At 38.8% G+C, this 21,911-nt stretch carries 19 protein-coding genes; 13 read left to right on the top strand and 6 right to left on the bottom strand.

Features of this window, described 5'->3' with window-relative positions; all coding sequences use genetic code 11:
* The first annotated feature begins 5 nt into the window (after positions 1 to 5).
* The 8 genes from ACLCDV_RS10485 to ACLCDV_RS10450 all read left to right on the top strand — a co-directional run bounded on the left by ACLCDV_RS10485 (position 6) and on the right by ACLCDV_RS10450 (position 8,422).
* Entirely contained in the window at positions 6 to 1,601 is a 1,596-nt protein-coding gene (locus ACLCDV_RS10485) for a RagB/SusD family nutrient uptake outer membrane protein (RefSeq protein ID WP_317667151.1), read from the top strand.
* A 278-nt stretch (positions 1,602 to 1,879) separates the two neighbouring features.
* Positions 1,880 to 2,383: a DinB family protein gene (locus ACLCDV_RS10480; protein ID WP_333577482.1), complete on the top strand. Its 504-nt coding sequence runs from the start codon at positions 1,880 to 1,882 to the stop codon at positions 2,381 to 2,383.
* A gap of 69 nt (positions 2,384 to 2,452) precedes the next feature.
* Positions 2,453 to 3,049, top strand: a complete 597-nt coding sequence (locus tag ACLCDV_RS10475; protein WP_333577481.1) for a DUF4142 domain-containing protein — start codon at positions 2,453 to 2,455, stop codon at positions 3,047 to 3,049.
* 287 nt (positions 3,050 to 3,336) lie between these two features.
* The gene (locus tag ACLCDV_RS10470; RefSeq protein ID WP_333577480.1) at positions 3,337 to 4,140 is read left to right on the top strand and encodes an alpha/beta hydrolase; all 804 of its coding nucleotides are present in this window, start codon (positions 3,337 to 3,339) and stop codon (positions 4,138 to 4,140) included.
* 297 nt (positions 4,141 to 4,437) lie between these two features.
* Complete coding sequence (locus ACLCDV_RS10465; protein WP_411973625.1) at positions 4,438 to 6,189, top strand: NPCBM/NEW2 domain-containing protein; 1,752 nt, start codon at positions 4,438 to 4,440, stop codon at positions 6,187 to 6,189.
* A 229-nt stretch (positions 6,190 to 6,418) separates the two neighbouring features.
* Positions 6,419 to 7,015: a DNA-3-methyladenine glycosylase gene (locus tag ACLCDV_RS10460; RefSeq protein WP_333577478.1), complete on the top strand. Its 597-nt coding sequence runs from the start codon at positions 6,419 to 6,421 to the stop codon at positions 7,013 to 7,015.
* A gap of 121 nt (positions 7,016 to 7,136) precedes the next feature.
* Complete coding sequence (locus ACLCDV_RS10455) at positions 7,137 to 7,535, top strand: STAS/SEC14 domain-containing protein (protein ID WP_333577477.1); 399 nt, start codon at positions 7,137 to 7,139, stop codon at positions 7,533 to 7,535.
* Between the two features lie 299 nt (positions 7,536 to 7,834).
* Positions 7,835 to 8,422, top strand: a complete 588-nt coding sequence (locus tag ACLCDV_RS10450) for a hypothetical protein (protein WP_333577476.1) — start codon at positions 7,835 to 7,837, stop codon at positions 8,420 to 8,422.
* Positions 8,423 to 8,455: 33 nt separating this feature from the next.
* On the opposite strand, the gene ACLCDV_RS10445 is transcribed toward ACLCDV_RS10450, so the two are convergent.
* From ACLCDV_RS10445 to ACLCDV_RS10430, 4 genes are all read right to left on the bottom strand, one after another.
* A complete protein-coding gene (locus ACLCDV_RS10445) occupies positions 8,456 to 8,914 on the bottom strand; it encodes a hypothetical protein (RefSeq protein ID WP_333577475.1) in 459 nt (152 codons plus the stop codon).
* Positions 8,915 to 9,526: 612 nt separating this feature from the next.
* Positions 9,527 to 9,994: a hypothetical protein gene (locus tag ACLCDV_RS10440; protein ID WP_411973624.1), complete on the bottom strand. Its 468-nt coding sequence runs from the start codon at positions 9,992 to 9,994 to the stop codon at positions 9,527 to 9,529.
* Positions 9,991 to 10,224, bottom strand: coding sequence for a hypothetical protein (locus ACLCDV_RS10435; RefSeq protein WP_411973623.1), 234 nt, complete (start codon positions 10,222 to 10,224; stop codon positions 9,991 to 9,993). Before ACLCDV_RS10435 ends, ACLCDV_RS10440 begins: the two co-directional genes overlap by 4 nt.
* Positions 10,225 to 10,335: 111 nt before the next feature.
* A complete protein-coding gene (locus tag ACLCDV_RS10430; protein ID WP_317667164.1) occupies positions 10,336 to 11,028 on the bottom strand; it encodes a hypothetical protein in 693 nt (230 codons plus the stop codon).
* Between the two features lie 321 nt (positions 11,029 to 11,349).
* Between ACLCDV_RS10430 and ACLCDV_RS10425 the strand changes: the two genes are divergently transcribed.
* Together ACLCDV_RS10425 and ACLCDV_RS10420 are read left to right on the top strand one after the other, a co-directional pair.
* The gene (locus ACLCDV_RS10425) at positions 11,350 to 14,022 is read left to right on the top strand and encodes a DEAD/DEAH box helicase family protein (protein ID WP_411973622.1); all 2,673 of its coding nucleotides are present in this window, start codon (positions 11,350 to 11,352) and stop codon (positions 14,020 to 14,022) included.
* Between the two features lie 73 nt (positions 14,023 to 14,095).
* On the top strand, positions 14,096 to 14,638 hold the full coding sequence (locus ACLCDV_RS10420; protein WP_333577472.1) for an SMI1/KNR4 family protein: 543 nt from the start codon (positions 14,096 to 14,098) through the stop codon (positions 14,636 to 14,638).
* Positions 14,639 to 14,653: 15 nt separating this feature from the next.
* On the opposite strand, the gene ACLCDV_RS10415 is transcribed toward ACLCDV_RS10420, so the two are convergent.
* Together ACLCDV_RS10415 and ACLCDV_RS10410 are read right to left on the bottom strand one after the other, a co-directional pair.
* Positions 14,654 to 15,226, bottom strand: a complete 573-nt coding sequence (locus ACLCDV_RS10415) for a glutathione peroxidase (protein WP_317667167.1) — start codon at positions 15,224 to 15,226, stop codon at positions 14,654 to 14,656.
* Between the two features lie 335 nt (positions 15,227 to 15,561).
* Complete coding sequence (locus ACLCDV_RS10410) at positions 15,562 to 16,851, bottom strand: glycoside hydrolase family 71/99-like protein (protein WP_317667169.1); 1,290 nt, start codon at positions 16,849 to 16,851, stop codon at positions 15,562 to 15,564.
* Positions 16,852 to 17,336: 485 nt separating this feature from the next.
* On the opposite strand from ACLCDV_RS10410, the gene ACLCDV_RS10405 reads away from it, so the two are divergent.
* From ACLCDV_RS10405 to ACLCDV_RS10395, 3 genes are all read left to right on the top strand, one after another.
* Entirely contained in the window at positions 17,337 to 18,158 is an 822-nt protein-coding gene (locus ACLCDV_RS10405; RefSeq protein WP_317667170.1) for an ATP-binding protein, read from the top strand.
* A 114-nt stretch (positions 18,159 to 18,272) separates the two neighbouring features.
* Positions 18,273 to 20,015 (top strand): ABC transporter ATP-binding protein, encoded by a 1,743-nt coding sequence (locus ACLCDV_RS10400; protein ID WP_317667171.1) that lies wholly within the window; start codon positions 18,273 to 18,275, stop codon positions 20,013 to 20,015.
* A complete protein-coding gene (locus ACLCDV_RS10395; RefSeq protein WP_411973621.1) occupies positions 20,015 to 21,820 on the top strand; it encodes an ABC transporter ATP-binding protein in 1,806 nt (601 codons plus the stop codon). Before ACLCDV_RS10400 ends, ACLCDV_RS10395 begins: the two co-directional genes overlap by 1 nt.
* The last annotated feature ends 91 nt before the right edge of the window (positions 21,821 to 21,911 follow it).

Below are 21,911 nucleotides of genomic sequence, written 5' to 3'. Positions count from 1 at the left end.
TACTAATGAAAAAGAAAATTTTAACCTTGATAATTGCGCTAGCAACGCTGAGTAGCTGCGAAAAATTTCTTGACAAACGAGATCCTACCGCAACATCTTTCGACGAGTTCTTCAATACTGAAGAAGATTTACGTCGGGTAGTCTACAGTAGTTATTTGGATGTTTTCATGGGACCTGGTGAACGCCGCCTGCTCTTCTATATGTTAGATGGTCGCACCGATAACGCCTATGCTAGAATAGAGACAGATCACCATATGATCATTGCCAATGGTAATATGACTAGCAACGCTCGTTTGGCTGAGTATTACTGGACATTATATAATAAACATGTGGGACGGATCAATACTTATCTTGCTAATATTGACATTCCCTATGTAGAAAATGAATCGATACGACAAAAATATAAAGCGATCTTAGAGGCACTACGTATTTGGCATTATTTCAGGATCACTGAAGTTTGGGGCGATGTGCCTTTTGTCCTAGTCCCAGTTACACTTGAAGAGGCGATACCTCCAGTAACGCCTAAAGCTGAGATACTGACCAAGCTATTTGAAATGAGCCAAGATGTTGCAAATAGGCTCCCTGAAAATGAAGGCACCACAAACGCCTATATGTTTAACAAATACTCCTTCAAAACATTGGTCATGCGATACGCTCTTTATAATGGTCGTTATGATCTTGCAGCAACCCTTGCGAAGGAAATAATGGATAGCGGCAAATACCAACTCCACCCCCAATATGCTAGCTTATTCAATTATCAGGCAGATAAGACCAATAAGGAATTTATCATCAAATTTGACATGGAAAGCCACAATAATTCTGCTACAAATTCCTTTCAGCATCTTGCGCCACAATATAAGACTGGAAATGGACAATCTTATGTTGTTCCTTTGAAGTCTTTGGTTGATAGTTATTGGACACTACAGGGGCGGCCCATTGATAAATGCCCCTTACATAGTAAGCAAGAATATGAGCTCAACCCCAAATTAAATCGCGATCCACGTTATGCCGCTAGTATTTTTGGACAGGGCGACCTATTCAACAAAGAGAAAATAGATATTTATGATTCAAAGAGTCTGTTCTATTATCAAAACTTACGAAGCAGCCGATCTGGTTATTGGTTTAAAAAATTTGTAGACGAAGCTGATGCTTTTCGTACGGGGGGCAATATGCACTTTCCTTTGGCTCGTTATGCCGAAGTATTATTGACCTATGCCGAAGCCAAAATTATGTTGAACAACGTAGATGAATTAGCAAAAAGCTGTATCAATCAGATTCGACAACGTGCGGGACTTGACATGAGTGTAGCAGATGTCAATCTAACCGTGAAATCTCAACAGGAATGGATCGACTTAGTTCGCAATGAGCGAAGGGTCGAATTTGCCGGTGAAGGCCTGCGCTATAGTGATATCCTTAGATGGAAAACAGCGGAAGCAGTCCTCAATCAACCTGCATTGGGTCATATAAGACAAGGTGCAGACGGAAAATCTGAGGTACTTAAAATTGAAGACAGAAAATTTTTGAAACATCAATACCTCTGGCCTTTCCATGAAAGTAGCTTTCAAGTCGAACCCAACCTGATCCAAAATCCAGGATACTAAGGGATCTATAAAAGAAGAATAGCGATCATATTAGCGCTATTCTTCTTTTTCTATAACCAAATAATAAGTTTTATCTATCTATAACGTCTTCACTAAAACTTTTTCACTTTCTTGGGAGACTATCGATTAGCCGGTTCGCTAAAAACATCGTAACAATTCAAGCGGAACTAAGTTGAAATTCTTCATTATAATGTTATAACTTTAAACTGATATACAATTAATTAAAACTAATCCCTATACAGTGAGGTTTAATTTTTAGACTCTAAAACTAAATTATTATGGAGACTATTTTAATGAAAGAAATCGTTCAGCAATTAAAGGATGTGGAGCGTACCGACCTGTGGATCGATGAAAATTTTGAAAAAAAATTAGCTACAGTGACCCAGTCTACTGTTTATAAGCGTCCTATCCCAGAAATGCATAGTGTAGCAGAGCTAATGTCACATCTTATTGAATGGCGAAAGGAGGTTCTGAGCCGTTTGAAAGGAAATCCACGGGGGCTCGAAATGAACGAAGCTAGGAATTGGCGGACGAATGACGAACTGGAGACAATAGGCTGGAAAAAGCTATTGGAAGATTTCTGGGATAGTCAGCAACAAGTTATTCACTTCCTCAAAGACAAAGACGATTCCTTCTTGGACCAGCCTTATAAATATGCGAATACTGATTTTCCACATAACATCAAATATCTCTTGACAGGCCTTATCCATCACGATTTTTACCACCTCGGTCAGCTGGGTATCATCATTAAATTTTTAAAGCTAAAAGAGACTTCAATGTAGCTTCGGTCATTTTTTTTGAACGATACTGATTCGACTAGTGTTCATTTAGAAATCAAAACACAGAAGATCATGAAAAGAATATTTTTGACCTTAGCAATTGCATTTTCTATTTTTGCTGTCCAAAGTTGTGGCAATGCAAATACCGACAGTAAAAAAACTGCGGACAGTATCAACGAAACAAAGGCGCCAGAAAACCTAGACGATAATAATACTGCAACAACGCCGGTTGCTGTCGGTGAAGACGATGCAAAATTCGTTACTGAAGCAGCAAGCAGGGGCATGGCTGAAGTAGAACTTGGGAAACTGGCGAAGGAAAAAGGCCAGCATGTGGATGTTAAAGCGTTCGGCGAAATGATGGTTAATGATCATTCTAAAGCAAATGATGAACTTGCGACGCTTGCACAGGCAAAAAATATCACACTACCAGCCAGCTTGGGTACCGATGCGTTAAATCTGAGGGATGAATTGTCCAAAAAGTCGCCTGGAGACTTCGATAAATCTTATATCGAAGATATGGTTAAAGATCACGAAAAGGATATTAAACTCTTTGAAGACGCTAGTAAAAACCTCAAAGATGCTGAGCTGAAAGCGTTTGTAGATAAAACTTTACCGACACTCAGAAATCACTTAAACCACGCTAAAAGTGTAAAAGATAAGTTGAAATAATAGCCAAAGACAGGGACTTATATTTAAATATTCGTCCCCGTATTTTTTTAATAATACCTTAACTGCCCAAACGATACGAAAACCCGCCTCCAAATATTAACGCACTCCTATCTTTCACTTCCATTTTGACGCAATCGCCCCTTTATTTGTCGTATTTCCACAGTGTCTTCTTACCGAATCGTTCTGATATTTGTTAGGTAAATTTTATATCAATCTATTATGAACTCGCTTATGAAAACCAATATTTTTTTAAATCATTACTCTGCCTCATTATCATGACTACCGTTATGCAATCACATAGCCAACAGATCAAACCCACAGCCCAAGGCTTGGTATCTCTTAAAAATACCCAGGTATATTACGAAGTTTATGGCACAGGAAAGCCAATTGTACTGTTACATGGCGCATTTATGACGATCGGCTCAAATTGGAGTCAGCTAATACCTGAACTAGCTAAAACCAGAAAAGTGATCGCTATCGAATTGCAGGGGCATGGCCATTCTCCTTATTCGGACCGAAAATTTAATCATGCAATACTGGCAGATGATGTTGTCGGAGTATTAGATCATCTAAAAATTGAAAATTCCGCTGTACTTGGATATAGTTTTGGAGGTACTGTGGCCTATCAATTTGCCATTCAGTACCCAGAGCGCTTAAATGAATTGGTCATTATTTCAGCAGCCTATAAAAGCAATGGTTGGATGCCCCAAATTAACAACGCCTTCAAGAACATGAAACCAGCACTGTTTGAAAATAGTCCGATGCAGCAAGCCTATGATGCGGTTGCACCAGACAGAACAAAGTGGACGAAATTTCTAGAGCAGATGATCTCTTTGGCGCAATATCCATTTGATTTGGGTGATGCCAATATTGCCAAAATATCCTCACCCGTGTTAATAATTGCCGGAGACAATGACGGTCTGGATAAGATCGAACTGATAAAAACGTATCAGTTGTTGGGAGGTGTAGTAGTTGGCGACTTCGGAAAAATGCCCAAATCTCAGTTAGCAATTATTCCAGGACAGAGCCATGTGAGCCTCATGAACCAGACAAATATTCTTTTAGATTTCCTGAGTGGCTTCTTAAAATAAACAATGGGAATATAATGAGATAATCTCAAATCCTTTGCATTCGTAATAATGAAACTGCTCCTAGCTATGGAAAATGGTGTTCCGTTAAAGAGAATTTTTATCTATTTAAAATGTCTATTTCTTTATGAATATTTAATCTTTTGGCTGTATATTATTAACGAAAATCATATTGATTTTATTTAACTTAGAGTGTATCTCGTATACAACCGGGATTAAACCTAAATAAAGTCAACAAGATGTATAGCAAACTGTTTTTATTCGACTATGATCAATCGGACTATTAAAAGACTCGTTTAAATGGAAACTTCTATTGTAAAAATCAAAAAAAATGGTGCGCCAATTTTCCTTCAGCAGATGTTGATTATTTTACTGTTAACATTTAATCAATTAGCCCATGGAGCAATCCCAGGAAGTAACAGTACACCTTTTCAAACAGTTAAGATTGTTTATTTTTATCCCGCTGATTCAAAGTTGTCTTCAACTTGGAAAAATCGTCTCGCTCGAGTATTGAAAGATATATCCAGCTATTATAAAAATGAGCTTAAAAGTTTTGGTTTCAACAGTGATGGCATCCCGTTTGAGACAGACAATACAGGGTTTCGCTACCACCTCGTTCAAGGGTCAAAACCCTCAAATGATTACACAATAAATTCCGGAAGTGAAATAGAAAAAGAAATTTTTGAGAAATTGGCATCAGTTATCAACCCAAACACAGAACATGTTCTCGTAATTACTTCATTAAGCCATAAAAATGAAAATGGAACCTACATATTTCATTCACCATATTATGGTAGGGGATCCGCTTCGTCCGGCCTCTGTATGGTTGCGGACTGTGAGCTATTAGACCCAGCGTTGCTAACGGATGCAACTAACAAAATGACGTTTACGGAAATGTTTGCAACAAATAAAGAATGTACTGTTGGTGAGTTCAATAGTTGGTATTTGGGAGGAATAGCCCATGAAATGGGGCATCTATTCGGATTACCACATGATAATGGTTTTCCAAATGAGTTCAATCCAAAAACAATATCCTTAATGGGGGAACATGGTAGTCGACACTACAAGGAGGAAAAATGGGGTGGTTTACAATCATCTAAATTTTCCCGAGCCTCAGTTTTTCAATTAAGTAGTCATCCACTATTTACGCAGAGACCAAAACCTTTACTTAGTAAAAATGAATTTCTATTACAATCCTTTAAGTTATCACAGGTTGAAAACACAACGAAACTAAGCCTTCACTATCGCACAGACAAAGTACCCTATGGTGTTGTAGCGTCAATCCGCCCTTATCATGTCTCGGAGTATTTAAGCAACAGCTTTACGTCTGTAGTCAATCAAAGAAATTCTGCAGAAATTGATATCGCATCATTGGAAACCAATATACCCCATGAAATAAGAATGCTGTTTTTATTCGACAATGGATCAGTTAAAGAGTACCGAAAAATGGTTAGCCAAAGTGAAGAAGGACATTTTTTAACCGTTAACAATTTTGGTCAGGCAACTGTAAATGATTTGATTAGAGTGATAGAAAACGATAGCCTGGACAATCAAAAACAAGCTAAGTTAGACGTATTAAATCAATTATCGCTGGACTGCGAACCTATCGACCTTAAAACCGTTACGACTGACAGCATATGTCTTTCCGATGCAGCATGGGAAGAAGCTTCTGTAGGCTGGGAAAACCCAGCACGAAATTATTATACTGCCGAATCGAACAAATTGTTTTTTCTGGAAAACATGGGTAAGATATATGACAAAGGATTGTATGCGCATGCTCCTTCTCGATATACATATAAGCTTGAAAAAAAATGGCGGAAATTGAAGATTATAGGAGCATTACGCGACGGCGCGCAGAAGCCAGAAGGTATTCAATTTATTATCCGGGGTAACGGAAAAACCCTTTCTTCTCATTATATCAAGCCCAATGAAAAGCATCTTTTTACTATAGACATCGAAGATGTCGATAAGCTTGAGCTCGTCACTCTGGATGAAACTGGAAACAACTTTAATGCCTGGTCAATTTGGTGTACCCCATGTCTTACAAGATAAAAGTTGCCCCACTTATGAGGTAAGACTGGTTCTTATTTGGTTTAATATTTGTAATTTATCAAATGATGATTTTCCCTATATTTAATCTCCGTAAACAAGGATATTATAACAAACAATTTGGCTCTGTAATGAGGGATAAGACTATCAGCATGGCCAGTTATGGAATGGCTTCGCTTGTACATATCAGGATTGTATTAAGAATAAACGATTCACTTAAGAGGTATAAACGATGTATAAACTACCTAAATCTTATTATAAAAATACAAATACAATATTCCTGGCAGAAGATCTATTAGGTAAGGTCCTCTTTACAAAAAAAGATGGTCTGGTAACAGCAGGTCGAATTGTCGAAACCGAAGCTTACTTTGGCATTATGGATAAAGCATCCCATGCATTTAACGGAAAGAGAACATCGAGAACTAAGCCGATGTACCAGGAAGGTGGTGTGGCCTATGTATACTTATGTTATGGTATTCACCATCTGTTGAATGTTGTGACTTCTGGAGCAGACGATCCCCAATGCGTTCTAATTAGGGCTATTGAACCGCTGACTGGAATTGACGTGATGGCATCGCGGAGGTCCGTGCCGCCCGAAAAACCCATATTTTCCAACGGACCGGGTTCTGCGGCCAAAGCTTTGGGAATTGACTCCTCATTTAATGGTGCCTTTTTGACCGACGATAGTATATGGATTGAAGACCAGGGATTAAAATACAGTCCAGCACAAATCGGAAAAGCAGCACGAATCGGTATCGCTTATGCTCAGGAGCACGCGGCTCTACCCCTGCGTTTTTTTATAAAGGAAAGTAAATATGCCAGAAAGTGACCAATCATCCCATCCGTAAGCTCCCAGTTGGGCTTTAATTCATGTGTGTAACTGAATTTCAATTACGTTCCATATTTTTTAAATTTACTATACATATGGTATATAAAACACTAAAAGCAACATGATTAATCAAATAAAAAAATTTATAGGCAATGCGCTTGCATTGGAATTACTCGGATCATTTACAGAACCTGATGCTCTGTTGATAGAACAACTTTTCGAAGAAAAATTGAATGAAGGTTATGAGCATGTAAACATATTGATTAAGGTGAAAAATATGTCAGTAATTAAAGACATGAAATTAAAAGGATTTTTCGAAGGCGAATTATGGGGGATTAAGCATTTCGGAAAAATTGGACGTTGTGCTGTTGTATCTAATTCGAATTTCATGAAGTCAATAGTCAATATTGAAAACAAGATGCTCCATTTATTTAACTCGGCTTTAGAAGAGCGATATTTTGATGAAAATCAGTTAGAAGAAGCATTGGATTTTATCGAAAATAACAATAAAAAAAACTAAGCAAAAATTAACTGATGAAATCATACAAAGGCTCGATACGTGTACGATGTACCTTTTATGTACTGGATTCGCAACGATTTTAAGTTATCCCTCATATTTTACTATTGGTGGAAACGATAAATATAGAAATGATGCGGATCATCCGATTAGTTTGCTACGAACTTATTGTTACATAGAATAAAGTATCTTATTCTCGAAAATATGAATATAACCCTAAAAATCATCTTTTAATTCGCTTATTTTTAAAACATTAAACTTAAATAAATTAACCTATTTTTGAACTAGTAAAAATTATTGCTATGGAAAAACCTTACGATGGTATTGCAAGCATTGAACAAACCTCAAACGGATACCATATTACCATCCCTGCCAAGAAACATGTATCTGTTATGTTGTTCCTTGCTTTATGGGTGGCCGCTTGGTTTGTTGGATTAAATTGGGCCGGTTCATCTCTCCTAGAGTTTTTTTTAAACAACAGAAATAGTGGTTTTGGATTTAATTGTTTATTTACAATGATATGGTTGATCTTTTGGATTACGGGAGGCCTATTTGTTATTAAAACGTTATTGTGGTTTCTAATTGGCAAAGAAGTTATCGTGATAGATCGTGAACAGATCAGCATTGCCAGAAAAAATGATATATTATTTAGAAATAAGATATTCGATCTCCGGGAGGTAAAGAATTTTCATGTTGAAGAAGAACCCTTTGAATTCGTATTTTGGACTCGTGGGAATGATTTGAAATTGTTTAAAAACAGAGGGACTATTCGATTTGAATATGGTTTTAAAACCATAAGGTTCGCGGCTGATATGGATCAAGCTGAAGCAAACCACATCTTAGAAAAATTAAAATTTTCGGGTTACCTGAACTCATTCAATTTTAATTAAATAAGTACACAGACGAAAAGTAAATAGGCTCTATTATTTCTGAATCTCCAGATCGGTTTGCCGTTTTCCGATTACTTTTCTGAATATGATAAATTCCAAAAGGGTACTAGCGAGATAAATAGCTGAAAATATGAATAGTATTTTTAGTGGCTCAAGAATCATATGATATTGATAGACACCTACTAATATATAAACAATCAATGAGATCAAGCAAAGCGCTGGTATTCCCGAAAATGTCAAAAACGATAATACTTTATTACTCCTAATTTTTTCGATGTGATTTAGAAAAAATAGTAAGGAACACAACGTCATTGCGAAAAGATAGATCGTTGAAAAACCCAGATTGACAATAATGTCCAAAATAACGATGATACTCTCCAGGAATCCTGAGGAATCCGTATTTGTTTCTGAAATAACAAGTCGGTAAAGGATAAATAGCAAAACACTTATCAGTATATTAACCAACCAGAACTTTATTACAATTCTTCCCATTTCTTATTTCTTTACAGGTTAGTGAATCATTTTCGGAGTTGCTGCTTTTTTCTTTCTCACAATTTTTTATATACTTACCAGAGGCTCAAGGCACAGCAGGGCCTTTTGGTCGTTCAATTTTTAGAAAAGGTGGATTTGTTTTAACTGTTTTTATCTGCCCGAAACACCACATATGTGCGAAGAAGATTAGAGTCAGGACAATAATTTTTCTCATATAAGCTGGTATATTCTATTTCTGATTCCATATAGTTCCACCCAGTAATCACTTTAAAAATCCACTTTTCTTTCGAAGAGATAACGACTTCAAAGGCTCTTACAAAGATATCAAGTTATTTTTCGCAGACCATGTACGAATATAAAATCTGTCCCGACGAATAGTAATTATAATTGCCCCTTAAACGTTGCTACACAAATTCAACTTATACGTTATGATCGCAAACCTGAATTTGATCAACAAAGAAACTAAATTATATGTCAATATGTTTGTTATACACATCCACATCATATTTTGGAGTGATGTGCACTTTCTCCAAAATTCCATCATAAAGAAAACAAAATTTCATCAGGGATTGTCTATGGACAAAGTGAAATATTGCCCGCCCAACCAATGATTCATAGGGTAAATCGATTCAATAGTTGAACGATACTACTGTTTTGGTACCAATCGTTGTAGACCAAATCAAGTGACACTATAGGCATTGCTCCAAATTCAACCGTACGGAAATCTTCCAATCGCTCTGCAAATTTTGCTGGGGATTGCAATTCTTTCCGAAAGCGTAGAGATGTCATGTGTGCAGTAGTCAATTTATACCTAGAATCTATACTTTGCTGCAGTCCCGAAGAACTAAAATTCTTTCGTAAACACTCACGCAACCTATCAAGTCCATCGCCAGTCGGAAATCCCTGTATCATAACTGCCTGGCGGGATGAAGTAATACCTTTAAATAAGAATTCAGTCTTAGGGACATCCCGGATACTATCCGCAATAACAGACTCAAAATCTGCAACATGCACCTGATTTAGGTCAAACCCCTCATAGCATGAAATGATAGAGAGTGCTGTTACATGCAGGTCTGTCATTGGTGATAATATTGCTCCGCATCAATCTTCCTCATCTCATCCTGAAATAGATTTATCTGGCCTTTAACCTCATCACTCGGTTTTATTAATAAAGTCAAACCGCGGCGTCGATCCCCTTGATCATCGATCCGACGATCAATTTCAATATCTCCTTGACTGATCTGTCCAATGGAATGATTGAACAAGTTATCATAAAGCTCCGTCAGCGCCATAGACGTATTATTTTTCATATGGTCATAAAGATCCTAAATTTTTACGTTCTTTAGTCACCCCTATCTATTTTCCCCATATAATACGTTCAAAAGTTCGGCCTCCAAAGTTCCATTCACAAAAAAGTTACTTTATTTATCGTTTATACTGATTTTAACAGGTATATCCATCTGCCTTTCACTAACTTGATCAATTTGTAGCTTAAGCTGTATAGTACCTTTTAATTCAGAAAAAAACTGTTTAGATTGAAGGGTAATGCCTAGATTTTGACAAGTTTGATGATTATAATCCCACAGACCGAAACGTTGTAAATATAATGGGTTTTGAACGGTATCTATCAAACCTACTTCTTCGTTTTTTTCATTCGTTAATACCGCCTTTGTGAGTGTACAATGTATCCTGTCCGCTAAGCCTGTAGCGAAGCTACCTTGTCGCTTCGACGCAGTCTCCATAGCTTGGAGTTCATCTGACGTTAATGGGTAATACGTCGTCAATAAAAATTGATTAGCCGGAACGCGTTTCGCTTCAGTCAGATCGGTTATACTTGCACTCATGTTACTGACCATGGCATCTAAAACCGTTTGCTGTTCTGATACGCTAATCCTATTAGGTGTACGTTTCAAATCGGTCTGACAATTTGAAAATAAAATTACCTGAACCAGTAATGGAAATAGTCTATTCATCTTATATTGTTCGTAAATAATGGGACAAAATTTCAGTTTTCGCGCATCTGCCATTAGAACAGCTATCGCAGTAATCTCTAAAATCAATTGGTGATCGATAAGAAAAACCTGCATTTCTGTTTGATTAGATGATTCAATCATAAAACTTCCTAAGGTTAAAATCCATTCTTTCCACTAAAATAAGCGTTTAAAAAAAAGCTTCTTTCAGCTGTTTACGATTCGCTGGAGCTGAATTATTATTTGTTGGAGCTTACTTTAAAAGCGCTTTATTAATGAATCCCAGCAATTCATAAATAAGTTCAAAAATTGGTTAACACATTTATCTTTTTCTAAAAAAAATTGAGTCTGCTAGATTAGCATATGCTGTTTCATAGCTGAAACCTTTCGCTATGAATAGTAAATGCAACCAAAATTAGTATCTTGTGGACAAGTATGGTATAAATTTTAAATTATTCGAATCTATTGACTGAATACCCTAAAGCAATTAAATTCAAATATACATGGCGCAAGTACCAACTACGGGTACTTGAAGAATTACAGGCGCATCTGAAAGATAGGCATTTACATGTCGTGGCTCCTCCTGGTTCAGGTAAGACTGTTTTAGGTCTTGAAGTCGCTATCCGCATCAATAAACCAACGCTAATTCTCGCACCGACACGTGCAATCCGTAACCAATGGATACAGCGATTCTGTGAACTCTTTCTTCAAATGGATATAGTTCCCGACTGGATCTCTAGAGACATCCGAAATCCAAAATTTATGACCGTAGTAACCTATCAGGGACTACATGCAGCCTGCAATGATCAGGGTGCACCAGAGCTCGGCTCAAACCTTGACCTTATCCTAAGAGGATTGAAATCCCAAAAAATCGGTACGATTGTCGTCGACGAAGCACACCATCTTAAAAATGAGTGGTGGCATACGTTAACTTATATCAAGAAAAAGCTGGATCCGACAGTTGTTGGTCTAACAGCGACTCCACCTTACGATGTCACTCCAACAGAATGGCAGCGCTATATGGATCTCAATGGACCCATAGATGCAGAAATTTCGGTCCCCGAACTTGTTATTGAGGGTGATCTATGTCCACATCAGGATTATATCTATTTCACCAATCCTAGCCAAAAGGAAAGACAGTTTATTGCCGATTATAGGGATAGCATGCTTAAGCTATTTAAGGAAATAAGCCGTGACAAAATGATCCTTCAGGCTGTTCAAAATCATCCAATATGGCTAAACCCGATGGGCGATCTCGACTGGGTCTATAATAACTTAAAATATTACTCGGCATGCTTAATTTTTCTCCATGCCAACCAAATTCCAATTCCCGATCTTCATATGGAGATTATCGGTGGCAAAGATTTTCAAATACCTCGTCTGGATTATGAATGGCTCGAAATTCTACTTGAATTTTATCTCTATCAGGAAAAGGCACATTTCAATGCATTTACAGAACATCGAAACATACTAGTAAATAGATTACAAAGACATGGTGCTATGGAAAGAAAGCAGGTTAATTTTTCCCAAAATAGCCGTGTTCGACAATATTTGACATCCAGTATCAGTAAAATGGATGCTATTACAGCGATTGTAGATTTTGAATATGAAAAATTGGGTAAAGACCTGCGATTGGTAGTCCTTTCAGATTTCATCCGAAAAGAATTCTATGTAACCACCGACCACAATACGCTTGAGTTGAACAAAATAGGTGTTATACCTATTTTCGAAAAATTAAGACGGCAAAATAAGAATAATAAGAAAATCGCTGTGCTTACAGGATCTATGATCATTATTCCGGCGAGCATTTACGCTGCATTTCAAACCACCGCTGCCAAGTATGGCATTTATGACAGCTCTGCGAACCCTGTTCCTTTTGATGTAAATTACCTTTTAATAAACCAGACAGAGCGTCTTAAACACGATATCGTTCACATTGTCACACAGCTATTCCAAGCTGGAGAAATTGAAGTCTTACTAGGGACCAAGTCATTGCTAGGCGAAGGCTGGGACGCTCCGGCAATCAATGCACTGATTTTAGCGAGCTTTGTCGGCTCTTTTGTACTTTCCAATCAGATGCGTGGTCGGGCTATCAGAGCCCAACAGAGCAATAAGGACAAAACGGCAAATATCTGGCACTTGGTATGTGCAGACTCCACTTCCGCAACGGGTGGTGATGACCTCAAATTATTAAAACGACGGTTCAAAAGTTTTGTCGGCGTCTCGCTGCGACAAGAACCTGAAATCGAAAATGGTATAGGCCGTTTTGATCTACCCGAAAACATACACAACGTCGGGGAAATTTCACGGAAAAATGCGGAAATGCTGCTATTTGCTGCCGACCGGGAGAACCTCAGACAGCGGTGGCATGATGCGCTTAGCAAAGGAGTGAATCTCGTCGAGGAGATCAAGATACCTTTTGCGGAAGAACAAGATTATCAACGTGTAAAATCATTGTATCTCAACAAAACAATTAGAAACGTACTCGCGACAGTGGGCGCTGCTTGGCTTAGTTTTGGACTTGACAATGTGCAGGGATTTTTTAGAACATTAAAAAATATGCAAAGCCTAAAAGATTTTTATATTTACATGGCCAGCTTGGCCGCAGTCGGAATGCTGCTTTTCGGTAGAAATACGGTCAGATCACTCAAACTTTATTTGAAATACCGAGATATTTCCAAAGATCTTAACCAAGTAAGTTTCGCGCTCTTAAGTAGCTTGATAAAAGCTCATATCATACGGACCGATCGAAACGAAGTGCGTGTGGAGACGAAAGTTGATCGCTCAGGTTCCGTTTACTGCCATTTAGAAGGGGGCACAACATACGACAAATCTGTATTTATCAATGCACTACTAGAGATTATTGAACCGATCAATAATCCGCGTTATGTGATTGTCAGGAAAAATAAATTTGCATATTTTGTTAAGCAGGAAGATTATCATGCTGTTCCGGAACTGTTGGCACGCAAGAAACAATTCGCTGAATATTTTAGCAACCAGTGGGAAGCACACGTAGGGAATTGTGATTTAATCTTTACCCGAACAATTACTGGCAGAAAATTCATCTTAAAAGCACGGGCGAAATCATTAGCGGCACAACTGCATGAAAACGTACTACAGGTAAGTAAATGGCGGTGAAGAAATAAGTCAAAAAAATCAACAATAGGCAGGAAATTTTGAATCGTAATATGCGAATTTTTATAAAAACGTTATGCTAAATAATACCTTTAATCTACAAATAGAAGGTACACCTTCTGAATTTGGGGATCAGTCAATTCTCGAGAATTTTAGATTCCCAAATGGAAAAGCTTTTCCTAAATCATACAAATCCTTTGTAAAAAACTATGGATACGGGTTAGCATTAGGTGAATTTCATATCTATATTCCGATGGGCAACTATGGAGATTCATTAACTGTTAGATCCGATGAAATTAGAAGTACCTATATTGATGATGTTAAAAATAATGATATCTGGTTTGAAATAGGTCCTGACTGTTCGCTGCCAATCTTAAAGCGATTGTTTCCCTTCGCTTCCAGCGACAATGGCTACTATCTCTTTTGGGACTATGAAATTGATGCAGCGGGCGAACTGGATATCTATATAACAGATTTTAAAGGTACAGGATTTAGAAAAGCTGGCAAATCAATCGATGAACTCATTAGTAATTTAACTGGCGGTTCTATTAAAGAATTTCTCCCATTCTGCAGCCATCCACTACCGCGGACTTTCAAATGTTTAAAGAAAGTTGAATGAGCACTATCTAACTACTTACTCGAGCAGCGCTACAATTGCCGGGTCCTCGGGATCTGTTTTTGGAGAAAAATGCTTCATAAGCCTGCCATTTTCATCGATTAGATATTTCTGAAAATTCCACATGACAGCAGAACTTTCTACACCGTTCAAGCTTTTGTTGGTCAACCACTGATAAATAGGCGCCTGTCGCTTTCCTTTAACATCAATCTTTGCTGCCATCGGAAAAGTTACGCCGTAATTCCGTTGACAAAAAGCAGCTATTTCGGCATCCTTACCAGGTTCTTGGTCTAAAAAATCATTCGAAGGAAAACCTATAATAACCAACTTATCACTGAATCTTTTATATAAGCGTTCAAGTCCCTCGTACTGAGGTGTAAATCCACATTTAGAAGCGGTGTTTACAACGAGTATCTTTTTACCTTTAAATTGCGCGAAATCGATGGACGAGCCATCCAGCCCCTTAACTTTAAATCCATATAGGGTAGCTGATTTCAAGGCCATATCTACTTTAACGTTACCATTGGTGAATAAATAATAGGCCACACCTGCGGCGACTACCGCCACAATGAATAAAATTATAAAGAGCATCTTTTTTATTTTTTTTTGAAACATGACAATCGATATAAGCACGAAACCATCCCAGAATCGTCTTTACTTAGGTCGATGAACACCCTTGGACTTGCGACCAAGGACGATACATAACAACCTCGCCGATCAACGTTATACAACGTATTCGGCGAAGTTTTATAAACGATGAGTTCAGCCTTTACAATTGATTAAAGTTACTAAAGAAAGTCTGAATTGGAAATGAAAAATCCTTTTCTGATCGGATAATAGAACAATATAAAAAAACCGAATCTTCATGACAAAGATTCGGCCGCACTATTAAACTATATAAACCAATTGTGTACGTTAAAGTTAACTTATTGAGGGGATGTTGGTCTATTTGGGCTTAGCACTATCTGTCCTTTTAACATCTTTCCACCGTCCATTGTAATCCGGAGATAATAATCTGAAGAACAAGGAATCCCATCTTCATCCATGGATTTAATCCCCAGCCCAACAGGAACATCCTGTTGGGTTGCAGCAGTCTTTGCTATCTGATTGGATTCGTTGTACTCATCAAACATGGACACATACATACTCTTGACACCAAGCGCGGTCAAATTATAGAATTGTCGCCACATAAAATCACCATGTTTTCGTTGCCCCTCCTGCAGTGACCCCGGCAATACACAGGGCTGATAGTCGATGTTATTTAAATTGCAAAACTGTAGATCAGCATTTTGGATATGCTGCGCATAATGATCCACGTCTGCAATGGTTCCGATGCGGCCTACCATCCAAGGTGACAACATATCAAATGATTTGTAGACATCGATATAGCCCTGTCTCGAATCTCCTCCTGTTTGTGCCAACCTCCAGTGTGTTGGCGTACCGCCCATAACATAACAACCTTGATCGCGAAACCACTGAATCACCTCCAGGCAGACGGCTGCTGACCAGGGATGGTTATTGTCATTAAAACCGAATCCCCAGATACCGATCACAGGCTTGCCGTTCTGTTTGGCATAGGCAGGAGACTGAGTATATTGTTTCATCAGATTTAGCCAATCATTTTTTATCTCAGTCTGCATATTAACCCAGGCTGACACATCATACATGATATAGAATTTCACACCATGTTGCTCTGCGGCAGTTTTAACTTTAGCCGTAATGGCATTACGAATGGGACCTTCTATCCCCGTGGGATTAAATCGCTGCAATGCCGCCGTGTGGATCCCGTAATCTTTCATCCATTTAAATTGGACATTGACGGTCTGATCGTCAAATGAAGAAAACAAAGACGCAGGCGAACCATTGCCCAAAGCCGGTAAATTGGTGTTGTATTTTTTTTGGTATTCGCTGTTGTCAGGCCAAGAAGGAATATGGAAATTACCCTGAGTCGGCGTCTGCTGCCAAGCCTCAGTCCAGTGCCACCAATGTGTTCCCATCGGAGAATTATCACCAGCGCAGGAAAACCAGCCCTGGTATCCAACGGTAATCTGTCCAACAACATCGCCTGTCGCGGAAAGTCCATTGTTGCCATTCGCTTTTTTGGCCTCCTCTTTCGGGATAGATTCTTCAATCTTCTTTTCGCTCTTTGAACAGGACATCATCAAAGCGATCAACAAGAAGATTATACATACTTTTTTTTGCTGTTTAATACTCATAATTAAGTGTTTTTTTTATAAATGGTTGAAAATGGGTTTATATATATTGGTTTATTTCAATGTTGGCCCCCATACCTTCCCGATGCTCTGGAAGGTTAAAATTCTATTGGGATATTCTTGAAATCAAAGTTATTATGTACCATTAATGAACTATTAACAAGAAATTAATAAGTTCAATAAATCTGTATGAAACGAAAAATTATTTATAGATATTTTTAGTGGGCATACAGCAATTTTGCCGTATATTGAAAATAAATGCTACACCAGTTTATTTATAAAGAAGTAATTAATCTAAGCGATCCAATGAGGTCTTCTTTCGAAAAAAGAAAACAATATGATCTAAATTCTGTATATTAAACGAACTCAATGGTAGATTTTTTCTGACTGCAGCTATTTCTTCTTTAACGGAGAGCCAAAAATCCTCTTGGGTGATCGTGATTTAACTCGAATAAATTAAACTAATATAAACCTCAATCCGATTTTCTATGAAAATTACGTTAACATTGACCCTGATCATGTTTGTACAAGTCCTATTTGGACAGAAGTCTTTAACGCCTCAATGGCAGTCGGACACCACACTAAGATCTCCAGAGTCCGTTTGGGTAGATGCCAAAAACAAAGTACTCTATGTTTCAAATACGATTGCTTTCGAACCTAACACTACAGCATTCATCAGTAAACTGAATATGGACGGAAAATTTATCAAACGAGATTGGGTTACAGGACTCAATGCCGTCTTGGGCATAGGAATCCACAAAAACCGGCTCTATGCGGCTGAAGCATTCTCTAAATCAATTGCCGTCATCGATACGGATAAAGCAAGTATCATCAAAAGAATTACCATTGATGGCACTGAGCTACTCAACGACATTACCGTTGACTCAAAGGGTATCGTTTATGTAAGTGATACGCGACTTGGAAAAGTCTATCGCATTGAAAACGACTCTCCTATGCTGTATGCAGAAAATCTCAAAGGTGCAAACGGGTTACTGGCAGTCGGAAAAGACTTGTATGTGCTATCGGATGGCGCACTTGTTAAGATAGATCAAGATAAGAAAACTACCGTAATTTCAAAAGGTATGGAAGGCGGTCTAGATGGCATCGTGCAGATTAAACCCAATGAATTTATAGTTTCCGGTTGGCAAGGACTTATTTATCATGTTAAAACTGACGGTTCTAATTCAGTATTACTTGACACACGGGACAAAAAAATAAACGCTGCCGATATCGGCTACGACAAATCTTCAGGTATGCTTTATGTGCCTACCGTCAGGAGTAACAGCGTGCAGGCTTACAAACTGGACTAAGTGATAATTATGAGCGTTAAAAATTAACGAAACAAGAAAACTTCTGGTGGTATTTTTTGAATAAAAGCCCAGATTTAGTTAATTTAAAACATAAATTAATGGCCCCATAAGCAGATGAAGCTTTCCACGTTTACACCTTATACCAAGTCATTTAGAAAGGCTTTTTTGATTATTCCTTTTTTCGTTGTGATTGATGTATTTTGCGAAATTGTACAACCTCGTCTGATGTCTATCATAGTCGACGACGGAATCTTGCATAAAGATATCAACTACATTTTGAAAATTGGATTGGCCATGATCGGATTAGCCATCGTTGCTATCGTTGCCAATTTGTGCAACATCTATTACTCTGCACATGCGTCTGTGGGTTTTGCCACGAATCTCCGGACTGCCCTATTTCGAAAAATACAATCTTTTGCTTTTGCGGATACCGATTACTTCACTTCAGCGTCGCTTACAACACGGCTCACCAACGACACCAATATAATGCAGCAAGTCATGATGATGTGCCTACGTATGCTCCTAAGGGCACCCCTGATGATGGTTTTTGCCATTATTTTTGCGATTTCTATTAATAAGGATCTGTCCATTGTGATGGCCATTGCATTGCCTGTATTGGCCTTAAGTATTTTCATTTTATTACGTAAAGGGCTCCCCTTTTTTATCAAGATGCAGCAGGCGGTTGATCGTGTCAATAGTGTTGTGCAGGAAAATCTGCTCAATGTGCGGGTGGTAAAAGCTTTTGTACGACAGGATTTTGAGAAAAAGAAATTTGACAAAGTAAATTTCGATCTGATGAATGTTGCCACCAAAGCTTCCAGCATCGTTGTCCTTATCATGCCCGTCATGCAATTGGTGATGGGCTTGTCGCTTGTTGCCGTAACCTGGTTTGGTGGCCAGAAAGTAATGACTGGAACGCTCGCGCTGGGTGGACTGATGTCATTTCTAAGTTATATCACGCAGATCCTAATATCTCTGATGCTCCTTTCATTGACATTCATGATGATTTCAAGGGCAATCGCTTCTGGCGATAGAATTGAAGAAGTTTTAGAGAAACAACCCTCCTTAACGGATACTGCGGAAGGCCTCCAAAATAGAAACGCCATCACCGCGGGACGGATCGCATTTAAGCAAGTCACTTTCCGTTATAACTTACAAAGTGAAAAACCCAACCTTGACAATATTAGTTTCGAAGTAAAGCCTGCGACTACTTTAGCAATCATAGGTGGCACAGGTTCGGGAAAGAGCACTTTGGTACAATTAATTCCACGACTATATGATGTGTCTGAAGGTGCCGTTTTAGTAGATGGCATCGATGTCAGAAATTATCAACTACAGGAACTTCGCAGCCAGATTGCTATTGTGTTGCAGCAGAACCAACTTTTTTCAGGAACTATTTTAGAAAATCTCAAATGGGGAAATGAGCAGGCAACAGAAGAGGATATTTATGCCGCTGCCGAGATTGCTTGTGCAGACGATTTTATACGCTCCTTTCCCAGCGGCTATCAGACACTTCTGGGACAAGGAGGCGTCAATGTTTCAGGAGGACAAAAACAACGCATATGTATTGCCAGGGCTTTATTGAAGAAACCTAAAATCTTGATTATGGACGACAGTACAAGTGCTGTGGATATCGATACCGATCGAAAAATACGTGAAGGTTTAAAAAATTATCTGCAGAACACCACACTATTGATTATCGCACAGCGTATTTCGAGCGTCATGCATGCCGACCAAATATTGGTCATGGAAGAAGGCCGCATTGTCGGTGCCGGATCACACGATGTACTTCTGCAAACAAATACCAGCTATCAGGAAATTTATCAATCCCAACACCTGCAAAAAGAAGAAGCCTAATGAGTACCTCAAACAAATCCATCCCCGTGAGTTTACCAGGCCCCGGTAATTCTAGACGCATTAAAAATGAGAAGCCCCAGCAAGGATTTAAGGCTTTATTGCGATTGATGCGCTACCTTTCTTCACAACGGCTGATGCTCCTGCTAATTTTAATTTCACTCTTATTGGGAACTGCAGGAATACTGGCAGGCAACTACCTTTTACGGCCTGCGATCAACAATTATGTCCTCAAAAAAGATCTTGTTGGTCTAGGACATATTGCTCTAGTCATGATCGGAATTTATATCGCTACAGGAATTTTCAACATGTTGCAATACCGCCTAACCATAAAAGTTGCACAGAAAACGATTTCTAACATCCGAAATGATCTGTTCGACCGCATGCAATACCTCCCTTTGCAATTTTACGATACCCATCAGCATGGCGATCTGATGAGTCGTTTCACCAATGACATGGATACAGTAAGCGACGCCCTAAATAATAGTATTACACAGCTTTTAATCAGCTCAATTACGTTGGTGGGGACACTTGCCCTCATGGTGTATATTAGCCCTATCCTATCGATTATTGCATTGATCATGATTCCGCTGATGTTATATCTGGCGAAATTGATCATCAACAAAAGCAAGCGTTTTTTTGCCGCCAACCAAGCTGCACTTGGCAATGCGAATGGCTATGTGGAGGAAATGATCAGCGGACAAAAGGTAGTGAAGGTTTTTGGCCACGAAAACGCCGCCATCGAACAGTTTGAGCAGCTTAATCAAGTACTGCGGGAAAAAGCAACAAAGGCTCAGTTTTATTCTGGAATGATGATGCCTTTGATGGCGAATATGAGCACCATTAACTACGCGCTGACTACCATCGCAGGTGGTATTCTAGTGATCACACGTGGATTCGATTTAGGGGGGTTAACTGCATTTTTACAGTATGCACGGCAATTTGGCCGGCCTGTAAATGAGATTTCCAGCCAGTACAACAGCTTACAGGCAGCTCTTGCGGGCGCAGAACGTATTTTCGCCGTTATTGACGCTGCTCCCGAAAGTGAAACGATAGATCCGCTACCAATGCCGGCCCCAATTCATGGTCAAGTAACACTATCGCATGTAAATTTTGGATATGTACCCGAAAAACAGGTTTTATTTGATATCGACCTTGACGTAAAACCAGGACAAAAGATCGCTTTCGTGGGTGAGACCGGTGCCGGCAAGTCGACAATTATCAATTTGCTACCTCGCTTCTACCCTTTGCTATCCGGGAATATTCTTTTAGACAAGACATCGATTTTTAAGTTGGATCGTAATGAACTACGTAAAAAATTGTCTATTGTATTTCAGGACACCCATTTGTTTACCGATACGGTTATGGAAAACATCCGTTATGGCAGGTTAACCGCAACGGATTATGAAGTGATAGCGGCAGCAAAGCTTGCTGCCGCAGATAGCTTTATCATGCAATTGCCTCAAGGGTATAAAACCCAATTGACCAATGACGGGGCTAATCTGAGTCAGGGACAGCGACAGCTAATTAACATCGCCCGGGCAACAGTGGCCAATACGCCAATTTTAATATTGGATGAAGCGACCAGCTCGATCGATACACGAACTGAAATCGCTATTCAGGAAGGAATTGACCGATTGATGCAAAACAAAACCAGCTTCGTCATAGCACACAGACTCTCCACCATTAGGAACGCCGACGTCATCTGTCTGATCGAAAAGGGAGCAATTGCAGAATTCGGTTCACATGCAGAACTTCTAAAACAACAAGGAAAATACTATCGTTTGTATATGGGACAATTTGATTAAGCATATCTTTTAAATGATTATGTCATTACCCGCCGATTCAAAAGCGACCACGAAGAAGTTTAAGGTTTTTGGATAGCATCAATTTCGGCTC

The organism is Sphingobacterium sp. Lzh-3 (genome assembly GCF_046764375.1).
Classification (GTDB): Bacteria; Bacteroidota; Bacteroidia; order Sphingobacteriales; family Sphingobacteriaceae; genus Sphingobacterium.
This window is presented reverse-complemented; position numbering and strand designations above follow the sequence as displayed.